The organism is Antarcticirhabdus aurantiaca, from assembly GCF_009765365.1.
Taxonomy (GTDB): domain Bacteria; phylum Pseudomonadota; class Alphaproteobacteria; order Rhizobiales; family Rhizobiaceae; genus Antarcticirhabdus; species Antarcticirhabdus aurantiaca.
Map to the genome: position 1 here is coordinate 1 of NZ_VTOM01000029.1, position 18,391 is coordinate 18,391.

An 18,391-nucleotide genomic window follows, 5' to 3' on the forward strand; every position below is an offset into this window, starting at 1 on the left:
CCGGCACCAGCCGTCGTGCCGTGGCCGGCTGCGCCACCCCAACCCGCTTCGCCGGCCACCTCAAACGTCGCCGATAAGCCAACCATGCATTAGATTTGAACCGGGCCACCTAACGGGGGCAGGCCACAAGGAGGGGCAATCATGGATGACGCGGGTACTTCCAGTTGGGGCGGCATGCAGCGCGCCAAGGAGGCTGCCGACGCGATCCGGTGCTTTTGCGAGCCATTGCCCGAGGTCGAGGATGAGGCTTTCGCACGCTGCTTCGACCGCTTCGGCTCGGCGCACGTCGTACTGCTTGGCGAGGCAAGCCACGGCACCTCCGAGTTCTACCGGGCGCGAGCGGCCATCACCCGCCGGCTGATCGAGCACCATGGCTTTCGCATCGTTGCCGTTGAAGCTGACTGGCCCGATGCGGCGCGCATGGACCGTTATGTCCGTCATCGACCGGGCGACGCCTACGACGAAGAGGCGTTCGCGCGCTTTCCCACCTGGATGTGGCGAAATGCCGAAGTCGAGGCCTTCGTCGAATGGCTGCGCGGCCACAACGCCGATCGCCTTCCGCAGGATCGCACCGCCTTCCGCGGGCTTGACGTTTATTCGCTGCGCAGCTCGGTCAGTGCGGTCCTCGACTATCTCGATCGCGTCGATCCCGAAGGCGCCAAGGCCGCCCGCCAGCGCTACGGCTGCTTGACGCCTTGGCAGAGCGAGCCTGAACGTTATGGCCGAGCGGTGCTGAGGAGCGAGCGCGACCCGTGCGAGGATGCTGTCGCCGCCCAGCTTCGCGAGCTTCTCGCTCGTCAGCTCGACGTCGCCAGCCCCGAAGAGCGCGAGGACTATTTCGATGCCGCGCAGAACGCCCGGGTTGTGCGCGCAGCCGAGCAGTACTACCGCATCATGTATCGTGGTTCGACCGAGTCCTGGAACCTGCGGGACCGGCACATGTTCGACACTCTTCGCTCGGTCATCGAAGCCCGCGGCCCCAATGCCAAGGCGGTTGTCTGGGCGCAGAACTCCCACATCGGCAATGCAAGTGCGACCGCCATGGGGTGGCAGGGCGAGTTCAACATCGGAGATGTTGTGCCGCACCGCCTTTGGAAAAGAAACCATCCTCATCGGGTTCGGCACCGATCACGGCACGGTGGCTGCGGCAGACGATTGGGACGAGCCGATGCAGGTGAAGACGGTCCTGCCCTCGCGGGACGACTCCTACGAACGCGTCTTCCATGACGTTGGCCTTCCTCGCGCTCTTCTCGATCTGAGATCGCCGGTGAACGAGGCGGCGCGAGAGGTCCTCATAGAGCCGCGACTGGAGCGGGCGATCGGCGTCCTCTATCGTCCTCGAACCGAGTTCCACAGCCACTACTTTCAAGCCGTGCTGCCCGAGCAGTTCGACGCCTATGTGTGGTTTGACGATACGAGAGCCGTAACCCCGCTGCCGAGCGTCCAGCCATCTGGAGTGCCAGAGACCTACCCATTCGGCACCTGAGGAGCCGACACACTGCAGACTGAAAAGAAGGCTTTCGATGCTTGGACTATAGATCGTCATGCAGCTTCGACGCCGCTCGGTGCGGCAACGTGTCGACCCAGTCGACCTTCCAGCTGGCAGAGGTTGCCGCCGAACAACACTGCCGAAGCGGCCGTCGAAGTATTGCCACTCCTGACGCGGTTGACGAGCCTCTGCTTGCATTGCACATTATGATGTCGCTGGAGCCTGCAAAGGTCCGGCTCTGATCGCCGCTCCGGCGGCGTCGTGTATCCATGTTGCTCACCAGAGGATGTGGCTATGCAAAGCAACGAAGTTTCAGGTCTTCTGAACGGTTCAGCCTTCGAGGACACCCCGAGTTCCTCCGCTTCCACAGGCGGGCTTCCATCAAAGGTGGACTTCTTCAGCCATCCTGAGGACGTTCTCGCTGACCTTTCGCTGTCCACAGCGCACAAGCGGGCGATCCTGGCTTCATGGGCGTCAGACAGCCGCGCCGTGAAAAACGCACCGGCGTTGCGCCAGCTCGACAATGGTGCTGTCATCGGCATCGATGATGTCTTGCGAGCCATGACGCGTCTCGATGAGACGGAGGCTCAGCCTAGAACGTCTCGGCCTTGGCGGATCAGCTTCGGGCGTCGGCGAGGATCCCCTATCCTGCCGCTCCCGAGGGAGCCCAGGTGGCGATGGGGCAGAGACGATGACGACGATCCACCGCCGAGCGCGGCCGCGGTTGCCGTGCCGCGCCCCCCAATGTTCGTAGAGGCCCGTGCGGTATACGCCTGACCTCTTCACGTTCCTCTCCGTTGAAATGATAATCGATCCCGCCTGCCCTTCTACGGGGTGGGCGGACTCGACCCATCTGACCAGCTACGCGCCTGTCGCTCCAGCCGCGATGCGGCTTAAGTTCATCATCTCCATCATCGCTTCGGACATCTGTCTTGGTTCCAGGTGATGCACCATGTGTCCGACCCCTGCCAGAACGACGAGTCTGCTGTTCGGCAGCAGGTCGTGGAGCCGGACGGACTGATGCTCATGATCAACCAGACGGTCGCCGTCACCCGTCACGATCAGCACCGGCACCTCCAGATCGGCAAATCGATCCTCCAGCGCTGCGGCCGCAGGGATCATCATCGCGGACTCCTCGGCCGACGCCCGCAGAGATCGCGGCGAGAGGACGATTGCTCGTGGTACGGCATGGAACTGCTCCGGCGTCGGTGCAGGGGCGAACAGCTTCCGAAGCAGCATGGGCCATATCAGCCGCGCCAGCACCGGCGTCATTGTGTACCTCATCACCTCGCCGATGATGGGGACAGACGGGCCTGCGGCGAGCGCGACATCCAAGCGCGGCGTCGGAAAGTAGTAGCCAGAAGCAAGCGTTAGGGATCTCACACTCTCGGGCTGCCGCAGAGCCCATTCCAGAGCCACCTGCGTTCCCCAGGAATGTCCAAGGAGATGCACACGTCGTGCTCCCATCTGGAGAGCGGCCTTCGCAAGAAGATCGGCTTGGGCGGCCGGTGACCAGATCCGGTCGCGAGGACGTTCGCTGCAGCCATAACCGGGACGATCGAAGACGATGACGCGGTGCGTCTGCGCAACGAGGCGGATGAGATCGCTGGTGGCGAAATCCTGGATCAGGCTACCATTACCGTGGAGGAAAACGACGGTCTCACCGGATCCAGCTTCGAGGTAGTGCAGCCGAACACCGTCGATCGAGATGAAGCTACCAAGGGGCGGGTTTTGCCGCTCGGCCTGCCGCGTGCGCAGCGCAATGGCCGCTGCCGTGCCGGCGGCGAGTGCTGCAGCGATGATCAGAACCTTCCGGGACATGTCGGGCTCCGACTACCAGAATGAAAATCAACGAAGGCGGCCGTTGATAGTTCAGCCCTGTGTTTAAGCACCGAACTTCGACGCCGATCTACGTCTCAACTCGTTAGCTCTGTCGAAGTCGGCGCCCCACCAGGTGGTGTCGATCAACAGATCCGGCTTGCAAACACAGCGAAACCTTCGCGTCCGCACCTCATCAAGATCGACGGGCCGCTGGTCGTGCGCGGCACGACGGCAGGCCGCTGACCGGCAGCTTTCCATCTACGGCGTCTGGAAGCGACCCGTCAGCTTTCGGCCCAATCCGGTCTGTGTTCGCAGTTCTGTACCGGAGTGGTCGAATTTTGGCGCACCCGACAGGATTCGAACCTGTGACCTACGCCTTCGGAGGGCGTCACTCTATCCAGCTGAGCTACGGGTGCCTAGCATTCTCCCTAACCCGAACGTCGGGCAGCGGTCAACTGGCCGGGGGTGTGCGCTTCTGTTGTCGCTGCACGGAGTCTGGCCTGATGGCGGTGGGCGAGACGGACGCAAGGCGCGACCGTCAGGGCAACCCGCGGAGGGCGGCAGCTGGACAGGACCGCGGCGCCGCGCAGAGGCAGAGCTGGATCGATCCCGCCTCCCCTCGCCGAGGCTTCATGCCGTCAGCCTGACGGGCCGCGAATGGTTTCGCCTCTCGGAGACGCGTCGGAAGCGCCCGGCTGCCTCGCAGAGGCGCTTGGCTCAGCCTTGTATGCGTCAAATAAGAAGCCATATAACATCCAAGTGGATGTCATAACGTGAGTGTCGGAGATGCCGAGGAAGGCAGAGGGGCAGGACAAGGCGGGCGAGACCGAGAAGGTGACCCTGAATCTGGGCTACGTCGATCTCGGCCGCATCGACCTTCTCGTGCGGGAGGGCTTCTATTCCAACCGGAGCGACGTTATCAGGACCGCCATCCGCAGGCACCTCGACGCCCACGAAGCGGCGTTGCGCCAGTCCTCCGAACGGCTGACGCTCGAACTCGGCCTGCGCCACTTCTCCCGCGCCGACCTCGAAGAAGCACGGGCTGCCGGCCGCCTCCTCCACGTCCGTGTCCTCGGTCTGGCGGCCTTCGACGACGACATTCCGCCGGATCTGGCCCGCGAAACGATCGGGTCGATCACCGTTCTCGGCGCCCTTCAGGCCAGCGCCGCGGTGAAAGCCGCGCTGGCCGACCGCATCCGCTGACGGGCCCAGCGGCCCGCCCGTCCCGTCACACCATCCGGCAAGGAGCCGCTCCGTGGATCTTCCCCTTCCTTTCATCGCCGAGGCGCAACGCCTCGTTCTGTCCCAGCGCCTGTCGCAGGCGACCGCCCTCATCCAGGAGCGGCTCGGCGCGCGTCCGGCCTCGAACGCTTCCGCGGCCGGGTTCGACGGCTTGACCATCGAGCTGTCGGCCGAACCGGCCGCCGGGACGCGCCCGGCGCCGCCCCCGCCCGGCGCCGGCCTGTGCAGCCGGCCGCGCTTTGCCTTCGCGCAAGGCGCGACGACACCGCCGCGCCCGGCCGCGGCCGAAGTCGACATTCCGCAGGGCGCCGAGTTCCTTCGCCTCCAACATGACGGCCCCTTCGGCCGCCGCAGCTTCCGCCTCTACGTCCCTGCCGCTGCCGACGAGGGACCGCGGCCGCTCGTCGTGATGCTGCACGGCTGCACGCAGAACCCGGAGGACTTCGCCGCCGGCACGCGGATGAACGCGCTGGCTGAGGAGTTCGGCCTCCTCGTCGCCTATCCCGAGCAGCCGCGCTCGGCCAATCCGTCCCTGTGCTGGAACTGGTTCGATCCGGCTCATCAGCGCGGCGGCGCCGGCGAGCCGGCGATCCTCGCGGGGATCGTCGCCGACATCGCCCGCAGCCACCCCGTCGACCGCGACCGGATCTTCGCCGCCGGCCTGTCCGCCGGCGGCGCGATGGCCGCCGTTCTCGGCTCGACCCGGGCCGACCTCTTCGCCGCGGTCGGCATCCATTCGGGCCTGCCGCGCGGCAGCGCCGACAGCGTCGCCGCGGCGCTCTCCGTCATGCGCAGCGGTCGCTCCCAGCGGGACGCCGGCGCGCCGGAGGTGCCCGCCATCATCTTCCACGGCACCCGCGACACCACCGTCCATCCGGCCAATGGCGAGCAGCTCGCGGGGCTCGGCACAGCCGGACGGCAAGCGAACGAGAGGGTGATCCAGGGCAGCGCCAACGGTCGCGCCTTCGTCAGAAGCGTGCGGCCGGCGGACGGAACCGCGCCGGCGCGCGAGCTCTGGCGCGTCGAGGGCCTCGGCCATGCCTGGTCGGGCGGCGACTCCCACGGCTCCTACGCCGATCCCGCCGGTCCCGACGCGTCGCGCGAGATGCTGCGGTTCTTCCTGGAGCACCCCCGCCGCTAGGAGCCGGGCGCGCCGCGCGTCAGCCCCGCATCGCCTGTGCCATGAGGGCGCGGGCGCGCGCTTCGCCGGACTGCAGCAGGCGGTAGACCGCGTGCTTGGCGTCGTGGAAGCGGGCCGTGCGGCCGCCGGCCGGCTCGACCACCTCCTGCGTGCGGCACATGCGGGCGGCCGCGCTGGCAAGGTTCGGCTGCGCGCCCGAGGCGACGAGGCCGAGCATGGCGCTGCCCAGAAGCACGGGCTCGGCGGTTTCCGGCAGAACGACCGGCATCCGCGTCGCGTCGGCGAGGATGCGCCGCAGGAGCGCCGAGCGCGCGGCGCCGCCCGAGACGACGATGCGCTCCAGCGACACGCCCTCCCCCCGCATCGCCTCGACGATGTCGCGCGTGCCGTAGCAGAGGCCGCACAGGCTCGCGACGAAGAGGCGCACGAGGTCGTCCGAGCCGCCGTCGAGCGTCAGGCCGCAGACGACGGCGGTGGCCTGCGGGTCGGCGCGCGGCGAGCGGTTGCCGAGATGGTCGGGCACGACGTGGAGGTCGGCGGCAAGCTCGGCCGCCGCCTCGATCGAGCCGGCGAGAGCGATCGCGCGGGCTTCCAGGTGGTCGAGGATAGAGCGTCCTTCGCCGTCCGCCTCGGCCTTGACGGCGGAAAAAGCGGGATGGGAGGCGACGAGGTGGTCGAGCGCCGCGCCATAGGCGGACTGGCCGCCTTCGAGGAGCCAGGCGCCCGGCAGCATGGCGCCGAAATACGGCCCCCAGACGCCCTCGACGAAGCGCGCTTCCGGCGTCACCGCCATGGCGCAGGCCGAGGTGCCCATGATGAGGGCGAGGTCGCCCCCCGCCGCGGCGACGGTGCCGACGCCGCCGGCATGGGCGTCGATCAGCGCGGCGCCGACGGGCGTGCCGGGACGAAGGCCGAGCTCGGTCGCGGCCGTCGGCGTCAGGCCCGCGCCGACCGGCTCGCCGATGTCGAGCACCTCCCGGCCGATCCGGGCGAAATCCTCGTCGGCGAGGACGCCGAGGCCGACCTCGCGGAAGTAGCTCTCGTCCCAGCGCTTCTCGTGGGCGAGATAGGTCCACTTGCAGGTCAGCGTGCAGGCCGAGCGTTGGAGGCTGCCGGTGGCGCGCCAGGACAGGTAGTCGGCAAGATCGAAGAAGTGGCCGGCGCGATCGAAGGTGTGCGGCCGGTTCTCCTTCAGCCACAGGAGCTTCGGGGTCTCCATCTCCGGCGAGATGCGCCCGCCGACGTAAGCGAGGACGGGATGGCCGGCGGCATTGATGCGGCCCGCCTGTTCGATCGCCCGATGGTCCATCCAGACGACGACGTTGCGGGCCGGGTCCTCGGACGGACCGACGGCGAGCGGCTCGCCGTCCTTGCCCACGACGACGAGCGAGCAGGTCGCGTCGAAGCCGATACCCTTGACGCGGACGGGATCGCCGCCGGCGAGCGCCAGCGCCTCGCGGGCGCTCTCGCAGACCGCGGCCCAGATGTCGTCGGAGGACTGCTCGACGATCTCGCCGGCCTCGCGCCAGATGCGGATCGGGCGCTTGGCGCTCGACACGAGCCGGCCGTCTGCGTCGAAGAGCCCGGCCCGCGCGCTGCCGGTGCCGACGTCGATGCCGAGATAAAGGTCGCTCATCGCGCTTCGTCCTTCGTCCTTCGTCCTTCGTCCTTCGTCAGAGATCGACGCCCTGCGGCAGGATCACGAGGTCGCGGATCACGACGCCGGGGGGCCGCGTCAGCATGAAGAGAACGGCGTCGGCGACTTCCTTGGCGTCCATCAGGCTGTTGGAAGCGCGGGCTTCCTCGAGCTTGGCCGCCGGCCAGTCGTCGATGAGCGGCGTGACGACGGGGCCTGGCGCCACGGCCCCGACGCGGATGCCGTGCGGAATGACCTGCCGGCGCAGCGTGTGGACGAAGGCCTGGATCGCGAACTTCGAGGCCGTGTAGACCGGCTCCCAGACCACCGGCACGAGGCCCGCGACCGAACTCGTCACCACGACGTCGCCGGAGCCGCGCTCGGCCATGTGCGGCAGGACCGCGCGGATCGAGCGGAAGGCGGCGTTGACGTTGAGGTTCAGCATGCGGTCCCATTGATCGGGATCGCCCTCGATCACCGGCCCGCCGACATAGGCGCCGGCATTGGCGTGGAAGATGTCGAGCCGGCCGGCCGTCTCCAGGATGCGCGGCATCATCGTGTCGACGCTCGCGCCGTCGGTGAGGTCGACGCGGAGCGGGTGGGCCTTGGGGCCGAGTTCGGCGCAGAGGGCGGCGAGGCGGTCCTCGGCTCGGTCGACGAGAACGACGGTCGCGCCGGCGCCCAGCATCGCGCGGGCGCATTCGAGGCCGATGCCGGAGGCGGCGCCGGTGACGGCGGCGACCTTGCCGGAAAGATCCTGGCTCATGGAGGCGGTTCCCAATTGGATCGAAGGAAAGGTCCCGCCGCGCGCCTTCCGCGCGGCGGAACGGAGGCGCGGTCAGCCCCGGCCGTGCGAGGCGCGCGAGCGGCGGGCGAGCGAGTCGACGATGACCGCCAGGGCGAGGACGCCGCCGAGGATCATGTAGCGAAGGCTCGACGAGAGGTTCAGGAGCGTCAGCCCGTTCGAGATCGCCTGGATCACGATGATGCCGAGCAGCGCCGAATAGGCCGAGCCGCGCCCGCCGAAGAGCGAGGTGCCCCCGATCACCGCCGCGGCGATGGCGTTGAGGTTGACGTCGCCGGCGCCCGCCTGCTGCGAGGCCGAGCCGAGGCGGGCGGCCGACAGGATGCCGCCGAGGGCGGCCAGCGTCGAGCAGAGCACGAAGGCGCTGAGATAGATGCGTCGCACGTTGATGCCGGCGCGCCGGGCCGCCTCGCGGTTGCCGCCCACCGCCATCATCGAGCGGCCCCACTTGGTGCGGCGGATGGCGTAGTCCATCGCGACGACGAGGCCGACGAAGAGGGCGAACATCCAGGGCACGCCCCGCCCCTGCGCGAGGTAGAGGACGACGGCGACGAGGCCGATCGTCAGCGCCGCGGCCTTGGCGACGACGACGCTCGCCGCCCCACCGGTCAGGCCCGCCGCCTGCCGGCGCGCCCGGGCGCGAAGACCGCTCCACAGGAGAGCGGCGCCGGGCAGGAGCGCCAGGACGAAGGACAGCCCGTTCGGCATGTAGGCGTTCTGTCCGAACACCACGAGCGGCAGGCTGAAGGGCAGGTTGATCGAGCCGGAGCTTCCCAGCAGGTAGAGCTGGAAGCCGAGAAGCGCGAGGAGGCCCGCCAGCGTCGCGACGAAGGAGGGCATGCCGATGCGGTTGTAGAGCGTGGCGTAGAGCGCGCCGACGAGCGCGCCGAGGCCGAGCGCCACGACGATCGCCCACGCCACCGGCCAGCCGTGGTTGATCCAGAGCACCCCGAGGATCGCGGAGGCGAGGCCGGACATGGATCCGACGGACAGGTCGATCTCGCCCAGAAGCAGCACGCAGACGATGCCGAGCGAGATGATGCCCGTCGTCGCGCAGTCGTAGAGGAGGTTCGACACGTTGCCGGGGCGCAGGAAGACCGGGTTCAGCCCGGTGAAGATCACCGAGATCAGGACGAGGCCGACGGCGACGGGGATCATGCCCAGATCCCCGGAGCGCACCCGGTCGAGGAAGCCGCGCAGCGCCCCGCCGAGGCCCTCGTCCTGGCGCAGGCGCGCGTCGGCGCGGTCGAGGGCGCGGCCCGCGACGGAGTTCGGGTTCGAGCTCACGCGTGGCCCTCCTGCCTGGCGGCGCGGCGCTCGGCGCGGCGAGACACGGAGTTCTCGGCGGCGCCGGTGATCGCGGCGATGAGGTCGTTGTGGGAGTCGTCCGGCGTGAAGACGCCGTTGTTGCGCCCGAGGCGGAGCACCACGATGCGGTCGGCGACGGCGCGCACGTCCTCCATGTTGTGCGAGATGACGATGACGCCGAGGCCGCGCTCGCGAACCCGCTCGATGAGGTTCAGGACTTCCGCCGTCTGCGCGACGCCGAGGGCGGCCGTCGGCTCGTCCAGCATGATGAGCTTCGGCTCCAGCAGCAGCGAGCGGGCAATGGCGACCGTCTGGCGCTGACCGCCCGACAAGGAGGCGACGGGCTCGCGGACGGAGGGGATGCGGGCCGAGAGCTCGTTCAGGAGCGTCCAGGCTCGGACCTCCATCGCGACCTCGTCGAGCTTCCAGGGATTGGCCTCGCGGCCGAGATAGATGTTGGCGACGACGTCGAGGTTCTCGCACAGAGCGAGGTCCTGGAAGACGGTGGCGATGCCGAGGTCGAGGGCGGCCGACGGGCTCGACAGCGAGACCTCCTGGCCGTTGAAGCGGATCGTGCCGGACGAGGGATGGTGGACGCCGGCGAGAACCTTGACGAGCGTCGACTTGCCCGCGCCGTTGTCGCCGACGAGCGCCACGACCTCGCCGGGATAGACGTCGAGCTCGATGTCGGTGAGCGCGGACACGGCGCCGAAGTTCTTCGACACGTTGCGCAAGGAAATGACCGGCTCGCCGCGGCCGGGATCGGGCGGGACGGCGGGTGACGCGATGTCGGCCACGGAACGTGCCTCCGGGTACAGGGAACGGGGAATGCCGGCCGCCGCGGGAGGGGCGGCGGCCGGCGGCTCCGGGCGTCGGGAGTTACTTGATGCCCAGAGCCTCGCAGGCCGCGACGTAGTCGCCGGTGCAGACCGTCGCGGCCGGCGTGATCCCCTTGTCGAAGATCTCGGCCTTGATGTTCTCCTTGGTGATCACGACCGGCACGAAGAGCTCGGAGGGCGTGTCGTAGAGCGTCGTCTTCGGCTCCGGCGTCTTGCCCTGGATCATCTGGAAGGCGACGTTGGCGGCGGCGGCCGCGACGATCTCCGAGGGCTTGGAGATCGTGTTGTACTGGTCGCCCGCGATGATCAGCTGGAGCGCGGCGGTCGTCGCGTCGTTGCCGGTCACCGGCGGCACGGGGTTGACGCCCGCCGCCTTGAAGGCCGCGATTGCGCCGCCCCCGGTGCCGTCGTTGGCGGCCACCACGCCCTTGATCTCCTCGCCGAAGCGGGTGATCTGGCCGCTCGCCCACTGCTGCGCCTCCGGCGGCGCCCAGTCCGGCGTGTCGAACTCGGCGAGCGTCTTGTAGGGGCTGGCGTCGAGTGCGGCGTCGATGCCGTCGCGGATGAGGCCGGCAGCCGCGTCGGTGGGCGAGCCGTTGATCTGGAGGACGCCCGCGCCATCCGGCACGCCGCTCGCCTTCAGATGGTCGACGAGCGACTGGGCGATGGCCTGGCCGATGCCCTTGTTGTCGAAGGACACGTAGTAGTCGGCCGGGGTGTCGGGGATCGGCCGGTCATAGGCGATGACCTTGACGTCCTGGCTGTGGGCCTGCTGGACGAGCGAGGCGGCCGAGGAGGAATCGACGGGATCGAGGACGACCACCGTCGCCCCTTGCGCGATCACCGAGTTGAACTGCTGCTGCTGCAGGGCGACGTCGCCGTTGGCGTTCTGGTAGATCACGGTGCAGCCCGAGCAGAGCTTCTCCATCTCGGCCTTGAAGCCGGGATAGTCGCGCTCCTCGTAGCGGGTCGAGGCCTGGTCGGGCATCAGGAAGGCGACCGTCGCCTCCTGGGCGTGGCTGAGGCCGGCGGTGCCGGCGAGAAGGCCGAGGGCGAGAACGGCGAGGCCGCCGATCCGGTCGAGGCGATGCGTCATGACAGTGTCTCCCATGTGTTGCGCTGGCAGGTCGGGCGTTTCGGGCACGCCGGGCCCATCACGGCGACCGCGCCTCCCATGCGCGGTGTCGTCCGAGTTCGAAGGTGATCGGGCGCCGCGCCCCTCGACGGGTCAGGCGGCGAAGGACAGGCTTTGATTGCGCCGCGACAGGCTCCGGAAGCGCGAGGGCGACATGCCCTTCTGAGCGAGGAACTGGCGGTTGAAGTTCGATACGTTGTTGTAGCCGGCCGAGAAGCAGATGTCGGTGATCGAGCGGTCCGGGTCGCTGGTCAGGAGCTGGCAGGCGAGGTTGACGCGCAGGCGGTTGACGTACTGGACGAGCGTCATGCCGGTGTGGCGGCGGAAGGCGCGCGAGAAGGTGCTCGGGCTGCGGCCGGAAATCGCCGCGAGGTCGCCTTCGGTGAAGTCCTGCGTCAGGTGCTCGTTGATGAAGGCGAGCGCCTCGTTGACGCCCCCGCTCATGAAGCCGGAGGGGTCCGGCAAATAGCTCGCGCTCGTCAGCGGCCGGGCGTCGGCGTCGTTGGCGAGGACGTCCATCAGCGACATGAACAGCGCGAGGCGGCCGAGGCCCGCGGCGCCCACGATCGCCTCCATCAGCGCGCCGGCCGCGGCGGTGGCCTCGGCGCCGAACAGGACGCCCCGGCGGCTGCGCTCCAGAAGGTCGGCGCAGGCGGCGAATTCGGGAAGGGCGCGCGTCGTCTCGCCCACGAAGCCTTCGGAGAACTGGACGATGCGGCAGCGCAGCGCGATCGCTTCGCCCGAGGGAACGTCGCTGACCCAGTTGTGCGGAAGGTTCGGCCCGGTCAGGACGAGGTTGCCCGGCTCGAAGGCGCCGATGAAGTCGCCGACGAAATAGTCGCCCTTGGTCGCGACGACGTGGTGGATCTCGTATTCGGGGTGGAAGTGCCAGCGGACCGTGTGGAACGGATAGCCGTGCACCCACGCCTTGAACGACTCACCTTGCCTGATCTGGACGAGCTCCAGGTCCGGATGCATGTCGGATCCTCCCGGCGCCCGCTTCCGTTTCGAAGCCTCCCGGCGCCCTGCCGCAGGAGCGCGTTCCCCGCCCTCTGCGACCCTGAACCTACGAGAGCCGCGGGTGCCGGGCTACCTCGCGCTTTTCCGCCGATCGATACTTTTTTGTCGTTCCAAACGAGACGCGTTGCATCAATGCCGCACAGACGGGCGGAACGGCAATCACGGGTGCGTCGCGCAGGCGGAGTGCGGATGGGACTCGCTTCGGCATGATGTCCGGAAGGGAGAGGTCCGCGCCGGAGGTTCGAGGCTGCCCCGTCACCGAACTCGTGGGGCGAAAAACGAAAGGCCCGGCAGCAGGGCTGCCGGGCCTCCGAGGTATTTTCCGTAACCGGAACTGATCCGCTTACTGGGACGAGGACGCGCCGCTCGACGAGGTCGCGCCATTGTTGGTGGGGTTGTCGCACTGGACGTCCTCGCCGCCCGGCACGTTGTCCGTCCCGCCGCAGGTGTCGCTGCCGGTGCCGCCCGACGCCGTCGATCCCGAAGCGGCCGACGCCGCTCCCGAGGCGCCCGATGAGCTGTCGTCTCCTGCCGTGGTGCCGTTGTCGCCACCCGTCGTGCCGTCGTCGCCCGAGGTGCCGCCGGTGTCGCCGGACGTGCCGCCGCTGTCGCCGCTCGAGCTCGACGACGATCCGCCGGAGTCCTGCGCGAAGGCGATCGCCGGGGCGCTCGCGGCCATCGCGAGGCCGACCGCCGCGGCCAAGCCTGTCCTGCGGACGATGTCAAAATCGATCATTGGTCTCGTTCCTCTCCATCAGTGTGACGATCAACCGCTCGATCAACGGCAATGTTCCGCGGGGCGAAACGCCGCGGCGGCGCGGATTCGTTAGCCAAGCCGATCCGGCCAAGCACCGTTCCGGCCGCTTCTTGACTCGGCAACCGCCCTGATGTCTGTTGTCTGATAACTTTCAGGCGGCAGCGAGGGGGTCATGTCGGGGAGCGTCACGGGACTGCCGCGCCTACCCCCGGCCAACCGCACGCGGGACGCCATCAACGTCATTGCGGAATACATTTCCCGCACCGGCCTCAAGCCGAACGAGCGCCTTCCCACCGAGCACGAGGTGATGGCGGCCCTCGGCATCGGGCGCTCGACGGTCCGCGAGGTCATGCGTCACTTCCAGGCGCTCGGCGTCGTCGAGACGCGGCGCGGCTCCGGCTCCTTCCTCCTGAAGCCGGTCTCGGCCGCGACCGTCCACGTGCCGCTGTCCTTCGATCCCGGGCCGGTGCGCGACGGCCTCCTGCAAACGCTGGACGTGCGCCGCGGCCTGGAGGTCGAGGCGAGCATGCTGGCGGCGGTCCGGGCCGACGCGGACGACATCGCGAAGATGCGGGCGACGCTGGAGGAGATGGAGCGCGTCCACCTGGAAAAGGGCACGGCGGGGCGCGAGGACCTCGCCTTCCACCTGTCGATCTACGACGCCACCCACAACCCGCTCTTCGGCCAGATCATGGAGCAAATGCGCGGCGCCTTCGAGAGCTTCTTCGAGAAGCCCTTCGACCGGCCCGACTTCGCGCGCCGCTCCTTTCCCTTCCACCGCGAGCTCTTCGACGCGATCGCCGGGCGCGATGCCCCCCTCGCCCGCGAAAAGACGCTGCAGATCCTCGCCATCGTCGAGGAAGACATCAAGGACATGTCGAAATGACCGACGGGGCCGACTGGCTCGATCTCGCATCCGGCATCGTCGCCCACGACGCGCCGAACCCCTATGCCGCGGTCGTGCCCCCGATCGTCCAGACCTCGCTCTTCACCTTCGGCTCCTATGCCGAGATGGAAGGCGTCTACCGCGGAGAGGTGCAGCGCCCGACCTATTCGCGCGGGCTCAACCCGACGACGCGGATCTTCGAGGAGAAGGTGGCGGCCCTCGAAGGCGCCGAGGACGCCCTCTCCTTCGCCAGCGGCATGGCGGCGATCGCCTCGACGGTGCTGACCTTCGTGTCGCCCGGCGAGCGGATCGTGGCCGTTCGCCACGTCTATCCCGACGCCTACCGCCTGTTCGAGACCTTCGCCAAGCGCATGGGCATCGCCGTGACTTACGTCGACGGGCTCGACGAGGACGCAGTCGCCAGGGCCCTGCCCGGCGCCAAGCTCTTCTACATGGAAAGCCCGACGAGCTGGGTCATGGAGGCGCACGACGTCGGTGCGCTCGCGCGCCTCGCGCGCGAGGCCGGCGTCATGACGGTGATCGACAATTCCTGGGCCTCGCCGGTCTTCCAGACGCCGATTGCGCTCGGCGTCGACCTCGTCCTCCATTCGGCCTCGAAGTATCTCGGCGGCCACAGCGACGTCGTCGCCGGCGTCGTCGCGGGGTCGAAGGCGCTGGTCGGGCGCATCCGCGGCGAGACCCACCCCTATCTTGGCGGCAAGCTCTCGCCCTTCGACGGCTGGCTCCTCGTCCGCGGCCTGCGCACGCTTCCCCTGCGCATGAAGGCGCACGAGGCGGCGGCCCTTTCCATCGCGCGGCGCCTGAAGAGCCACGAGGCGGTGGAGAGCGTCGCGCATCCGGGCCTTGCCAACGCGCTGCCGCCGGGGCTTCGCGGCACCTCCGGCCTCTTCTCCTTCGTTTTTCGCGACGGCGTCGACGTCGTGCGCTTCGCCGACACGCTCTCGACCTTCGCGCTCGGGGTGAGCTGGGGCGGCCACGAGAGCCTGGCGGTTCCCGGCGCCATCGTGCGCGCGCAGGCGGCGCAGCCGAACTCGGCGCTCGCCTTCGGCATCCATCCGCGCTCCGTGCGCCTCCACGTCGGCCTCGAAGGCGAGGCGCTCCTGTGGAGCGACCTCGAAGCCGCCATCGCGGCCGCAACGCTCTGAACCATCAACGACGAACCAAGGGAGGAATGACATGATTAGGACGCTTCTCGCCGCGACGATGCTCGCGGGACTCTTCGCCAGCCCAAGCCTCGCTCAGACCCTCAAGCTGACCGAGGTCATCACCAGCCCCGAGCGCACCGCGACGCTGAAGGAGATCGTTTCGACCTTCGAGCAGCAGAACCCCGGCGTGACGGTGGAGATCACCTCGCTGCCCTGGGGCGAGGCCTTCGAGAAGTTCGCAACCACCGTCTCGGCCGGCGAGACGCCCGACGTCGTCGAGATGCCCGACACCTGGCTCGCGCTCTACGCCAAGAACGGCGCGCTGGAGAACCTCGAGCCCTATCTCGAAAAGTGGGAGCACACCGCCGGCCTCAACGAGCGCGCGCTCCAGTTCGCCCGCGCCGTCGACGACACGGCCTACATGCTGCCCTACGGCTTCTACCTGCGCGCGATGTTCTACAACAAGGACGTCTTCAAGGCCGCCGGCGTCGAGGCGCCTCCGACGACGCTCGACGAGTTCACCGCCGCCGCCGAGAAGATCAAGGCCGCCGGCAAGGCGGCCTACTGCCTGCGCGGCGGTCCCGGCGGCCTCAACGGCTGGGTCATGTTCGGCGCCACGATGAACGGCGACAACGCGTTCTTCACGCAGGACGGCACCTCGACCTTCAGCCAGGACGGCTGGGTGAAGGGCCTCACCTACGTCGTCGACCTTTACAAGAACGGCTACGCCCCGAAGGACTCGATCAACTGGGGCTTCAACGAGATCGTCGCGGGCTTCTATTCCGGCACCTGCGCCATGCTCGACCAGGACCCGGACGCGCTGATCGCCGTCGACGAGCACCTGACCCCCGAGCAGTACGGCGTCGCGCCCATGCCCAAGGGGCCCGCGGGCAAGGCCTTTCCGACGATCGGCTATGCCGGCTGGTCGATGTTCGCGTCGAGCGAGAACAAAAACCTCGCCTGGAAGCTCATCGCCGCTCTCGAAGGACCAGAGGGCAACATCGCCTGGAACAAGCGCACCGGCGCGCTGCCGATCCACAAGTCGGCGGAGAACGACCCCTTCTACGCGCAGGACAAGTTCAAGGGCTGGTTCGAGGAGCTGTCCGACCCGAACGTCGTCCCCACCGTGATGCCGACCGACCTCGAGGAGTTCGCCTTCTTCAAGGACTCGCTTGTCATCAAGACTAGCCAGGAAGCGCTTCTCGGCTCGATCGCGCCGGAAGATCTGGCCAAGCAGTGGGCGGAGTACCTGACCGCTGCCAAGCAGAAGCAGATGGGCAACTGAGCCTTTCGCGCCTCGACGAAGGGCGGCACCGCGCCGCCCTTCGCCTCCCTCTCCCATCCGCGACGAAGCGCTCATGACAGCTATCGGCCATACGGGGCTCGAGCCCGGACGCCTGCCCGCGCGCCGCCGCTGGGCGACGCGGCTCGAGCCCTATCTCTACGCCGCACCGGCGGTGATCCTCATCGCGACGATCATGCTGGTGCCGCTCGTCATCGGCATCTCCTACGCCTTCCGCGACATCCGCCTCCTCAATCCCTTCAGCGGTGGCTTCGTCGGGCTCGACCAGTTCGTGAAGCTCTCCGCTGATCAGGACTTCCGCCTGGCGCTCGGCAACACCGTGTTCTGGACCGGTACCTCGGTCGTCCTCCAGTTCACCTTCGGCCTGATCCTCGCCCTCCTCCTCAACCGCCCCTTCGCGGGCCGCGGGATCGCGCAGGCGCTGGTGTTCCTGCCCTGGGCGGTGCCGAGCTTCCTGTCCGGCCTCGACTGGGCCTGGCTGTTCAACCCCGTGGTCGGGCCGATCCCGCATTGGCTGACGGCGCTGGGGGTCATGGACGAGCCCTTCAACATCCTCGCCGACCCGGACCTCGCCATGTGGGGGCCGATCGTCGCCAACGTCTGGTGGGGCATCCCCTTCTTCGCGATCACCCTGCTCGCCGCGCTCCAGTCGATCCCGCGCGACATCTACGAGGCCGCCGCCATCGACGGCGCGGGCGCCTTCGAGCGCTTCCGCTCGATCACCCTGCCCTTTCTCGCGCCGACCATCGCGATCACCATCCTGCTTCGCACCGTCTGGATCGCCAACTTCGCCGACCTCATCGTCGTCATGACGAACGGGGGCCCGGCGGACCGGACGCAGATCGTGGCGAGCTACATCTTCACCACCGCCTTCCGCCGCCTCGATTTCGGCTACGCCTCGGCGATCGCCATGGTCCTCCTGGCGCTCCTGATGATCTACTCGCTCCTCCTCGTGGCGCTTCGCCAAACCCTTCTGAACAGGTCCTGAGCCATGGCTGCCGTCGCCCGCCGGCGCCTCGCCGGCACCCTTGCCCACCGCGCCGCGATCCTTCTCTACATCCTCGTCGCGCTGTTTCCGCTGTTCTGGCTCCTGAAGGTGTCGGTGACGCCGAACGCCCTCCTTTACAGCGAGGGCGTGCGGCTCTGGCCCTCGCAGACGAGCTTCGAGCACTTCGTCTTCGTTCTCCGGAACAGCGACTTCCCGCTGTTCTTCCGCAACAGCCTCATCGTCTCGCTGTCCACGGCGGTGGTGGTGACGATCATCGCGGCGGGCGCGGGCTACGCGATGTCGCGCTTCTCCTTCCGCGGCAAGCTCTGGCTCGTCGGCCTGCTTCTCGTCACGCAGATGTTCCCGCTGGTCATGCTGATCGCGCCGATCTTCCGCATGCTGACGCCCCTTGGCCTCACCAACAGCCTGACCGGCCTCGTGATCGTCTATTCCGCCTTCAACGTGCCCTTCGCCGTCTTCCTGATGCAGTCCTTCTTCGACGCCATCCCGAAGGACCTCGACGAGGCCGCGATGATCGACGGGGCGAGCCGCTTCCAGGCCTTCCGCCAGATCATCGTGCCGCTCACGCTTCCCGGCATGGCGGCGACGCTCGGCTTCGTCTTCACTGCCGCCTGGAGCGAGCTTCTCTTCGCGCTGATGCTGATCTCCAAGGCGGACGCCAGCACCTTCCCCGTCGGGCTCCTGTCCTTCGTGTCGAAGTTCGGCGTCAACTTCGGGCAGATGATGGCCGCGGGCGTCCTCGCGCTCATCCCTGCGCTCCTGTTCTTCCTCCTGATCCAGCGCTTCCTGGTGGCCGGCCTCACCGCCGGCGCGGTGAAGGGCTGAAGGACCAAA

General features: G+C 68.4%; 17 protein-coding genes and 1 tRNA gene. 9 read left to right on the plus strand and 9 right to left on the minus strand.

Annotated features, from left to right (window positions below):
- Positions 1-141: 141 nt before the first annotated feature.
- Positions 142-1,227 (plus strand): erythromycin esterase family protein, encoded by a 1,086-nt coding sequence (locus FZN60_RS25080; protein WP_369413075.1) that lies wholly within the window; start codon positions 142-144, stop codon positions 1,225-1,227.
- A complete protein-coding gene (locus tag FZN60_RS29345) occupies positions 1,112-1,486 on the plus strand; it encodes an erythromycin esterase family protein (protein WP_369413076.1) in 375 nt (124 codons plus the stop codon). The genes FZN60_RS25080 and FZN60_RS29345 overlap by 116 nt, the downstream gene beginning before the upstream one ends.
- 864 nt (positions 1,487-2,350) lie before the next feature.
- On the opposite strand, the gene FZN60_RS25085 is transcribed toward FZN60_RS29345, so the two are convergent.
- On the minus strand, positions 2,351-3,310 hold the full coding sequence (locus tag FZN60_RS25085) for an alpha/beta fold hydrolase (protein ID WP_158876427.1): 960 nt from the start codon (positions 3,308-3,310) through the stop codon (positions 2,351-2,353).
- A gap of 339 nt (positions 3,311-3,649) precedes the next feature.
- Positions 3,650-3,726 (minus strand) — tRNA-Arg (locus FZN60_RS25090).
- 370 nt (positions 3,727-4,096) lie between these two features.
- On the opposite strand from FZN60_RS25090, the gene FZN60_RS25095 reads away from it, so the two are divergent.
- A complete protein-coding gene (locus FZN60_RS25095; RefSeq protein WP_158876429.1) occupies positions 4,097-4,513 on the plus strand; it encodes a ribbon-helix-helix domain-containing protein in 417 nt (138 codons plus the stop codon).
- A gap of 52 nt (positions 4,514-4,565) precedes the next feature.
- Positions 4,566-5,693, plus strand: coding sequence for an extracellular catalytic domain type 1 short-chain-length polyhydroxyalkanoate depolymerase (locus tag FZN60_RS25100; protein ID WP_246727174.1), 1,128 nt, complete (start codon positions 4,566-4,568; stop codon positions 5,691-5,693).
- A gap of 19 nt (positions 5,694-5,712) precedes the next feature.
- Here the strand turns inward: FZN60_RS25100 and FZN60_RS25105 are convergent, their stop codons facing one another.
- The 7 genes from FZN60_RS25105 to FZN60_RS25135 form a co-directional block, all read right to left on the minus strand.
- On the minus strand, positions 5,713-7,329 hold the full coding sequence (locus tag FZN60_RS25105; protein WP_158876431.1) for an FGGY-family carbohydrate kinase: 1,617 nt from the start codon (positions 7,327-7,329) through the stop codon (positions 5,713-5,715).
- Between the two features lie 37 nt (positions 7,330-7,366).
- A complete protein-coding gene (locus FZN60_RS25110; RefSeq protein WP_158876433.1) occupies positions 7,367-8,095 on the minus strand; it encodes an SDR family oxidoreductase in 729 nt (242 codons plus the stop codon).
- 72 nt (positions 8,096-8,167) lie between these two features.
- Complete coding sequence (locus tag FZN60_RS25115) at positions 8,168-9,421, minus strand: sugar ABC transporter permease (RefSeq protein ID WP_158876435.1); 1,254 nt, start codon at positions 9,419-9,421, stop codon at positions 8,168-8,170.
- Positions 9,418-10,230 (minus strand): ATP-binding cassette domain-containing protein, encoded by an 813-nt coding sequence (locus FZN60_RS25120; protein ID WP_158876571.1) that lies wholly within the window; start codon positions 10,228-10,230, stop codon positions 9,418-9,420. The genes FZN60_RS25115 and FZN60_RS25120 overlap by 4 nt, the downstream gene beginning before the upstream one ends.
- Before the next feature lie 91 nt (positions 10,231-10,321).
- Positions 10,322-11,377, minus strand: a complete 1,056-nt coding sequence (locus tag FZN60_RS25125; protein ID WP_158876437.1) for an ABC transporter substrate-binding protein — start codon at positions 11,375-11,377, stop codon at positions 10,322-10,324.
- Between the two features lie 132 nt (positions 11,378-11,509).
- Positions 11,510-12,394 (minus strand): AraC family transcriptional regulator, encoded by an 885-nt coding sequence (locus tag FZN60_RS25130; protein WP_158876439.1) that lies wholly within the window; start codon positions 12,392-12,394, stop codon positions 11,510-11,512.
- 385 nt (positions 12,395-12,779) lie between these two features.
- Positions 12,780-13,172, minus strand: coding sequence for a hypothetical protein (locus FZN60_RS25135; protein ID WP_158876441.1), 393 nt, complete (start codon positions 13,170-13,172; stop codon positions 12,780-12,782).
- Between the two features lie 193 nt (positions 13,173-13,365).
- Here FZN60_RS25135 and FZN60_RS25140 point away from each other — a divergent pair, with 193 nt between their 5' ends.
- The 5 genes from FZN60_RS25140 to FZN60_RS25160 all read left to right on the plus strand — a co-directional run bounded on the left by FZN60_RS25140 (position 13,366) and on the right by FZN60_RS25160 (position 18,382).
- On the plus strand, positions 13,366-14,079 hold the full coding sequence (locus tag FZN60_RS25140) for a FadR/GntR family transcriptional regulator (RefSeq protein ID WP_158876442.1): 714 nt from the start codon (positions 13,366-13,368) through the stop codon (positions 14,077-14,079).
- Complete coding sequence (locus tag FZN60_RS25145) at positions 14,076-15,245, plus strand: PLP-dependent transferase (protein ID WP_158876443.1); 1,170 nt, start codon at positions 14,076-14,078, stop codon at positions 15,243-15,245. Before FZN60_RS25140 ends, FZN60_RS25145 begins: the two co-directional genes overlap by 4 nt.
- Positions 15,246-15,279: 34 nt before the next feature.
- Positions 15,280-16,530 carry an ABC transporter substrate-binding protein gene (locus tag FZN60_RS25150; RefSeq protein WP_158876576.1) on the plus strand — a complete coding sequence of 417 codons (1,251 nt, stop codon included), beginning with the start codon at positions 15,280-15,282 and terminating at the stop codon, positions 16,528-16,530.
- Positions 16,531-16,603: 73 nt separating this feature from the next.
- Positions 16,604-17,536, plus strand: a complete 933-nt coding sequence (locus tag FZN60_RS25155; RefSeq protein WP_158876444.1) for a carbohydrate ABC transporter permease — start codon at positions 16,604-16,606, stop codon at positions 17,534-17,536.
- Positions 17,537-17,539: 3 nt separating this feature from the next.
- Positions 17,540-18,382, plus strand: coding sequence for a carbohydrate ABC transporter permease (locus tag FZN60_RS25160; RefSeq protein WP_158876445.1), 843 nt, complete (start codon positions 17,540-17,542; stop codon positions 18,380-18,382).
- The last annotated feature ends 9 nt before the right edge of the window (positions 18,383-18,391 follow it).

Excerpts from the sequence above, each read along its gene's own strand:
- FZN60_RS25160 (WP_158876445.1), top strand. The coding sequence starts at position 17,540 with ATGGCTGCCGTCGCCCGCCGGCGCCTCGCCGGCACCCTTGCCCACCGC.
- FZN60_RS25110 (WP_158876433.1), bottom strand. The coding sequence starts at position 8,095 with ATGAGCCAGGATCTTTCCGGCAAGGTCGCCGCCGTCACCGGCGCCGCC.
- FZN60_RS25105 (WP_158876431.1), bottom strand. The coding sequence starts at position 7,329 with ATGAGCGACCTTTATCTCGGCATCGACGTCGGCACCGGCAGCGCGCGG.
- FZN60_RS25080 (WP_369413075.1), top strand. The coding sequence starts at position 142 with ATGGATGACGCGGGTACTTCCAGTTGGGGCGGCATGCAGCGCGCCAAG.
- FZN60_RS25140 (WP_158876442.1), top strand. The coding sequence starts at position 13,366 with ATGTCGGGGAGCGTCACGGGACTGCCGCGCCTACCCCCGGCCAACCGC.
- FZN60_RS25130 (WP_158876439.1), bottom strand. The coding sequence starts at position 12,394 with ATGCATCCGGACCTGGAGCTCGTCCAGATCAGGCAAGGTGAGTCGTTC.
- FZN60_RS25085 (WP_158876427.1), bottom strand. The coding sequence starts at position 3,310 with ATGTCCCGGAAGGTTCTGATCATCGCTGCAGCACTCGCCGCCGGCACG.
- FZN60_RS25125 (WP_158876437.1), bottom strand. The coding sequence starts at position 11,377 with ATGACGCATCGCCTCGACCGGATCGGCGGCCTCGCCGTTCTCGCCCTC.
- FZN60_RS25145 (WP_158876443.1), top strand. The coding sequence starts at position 14,076 with ATGACCGACGGGGCCGACTGGCTCGATCTCGCATCCGGCATCGTCGCC.
- FZN60_RS25155 (WP_158876444.1), top strand. The coding sequence starts at position 16,604 with ATGACAGCTATCGGCCATACGGGGCTCGAGCCCGGACGCCTGCCCGCG.
- FZN60_RS25095 (WP_158876429.1), top strand. The coding sequence starts at position 4,097 with ATGCCGAGGAAGGCAGAGGGGCAGGACAAGGCGGGCGAGACCGAGAAG.
- FZN60_RS25135 (WP_158876441.1), bottom strand. The coding sequence starts at position 13,172 with ATGATCGATTTTGACATCGTCCGCAGGACAGGCTTGGCCGCGGCGGTC.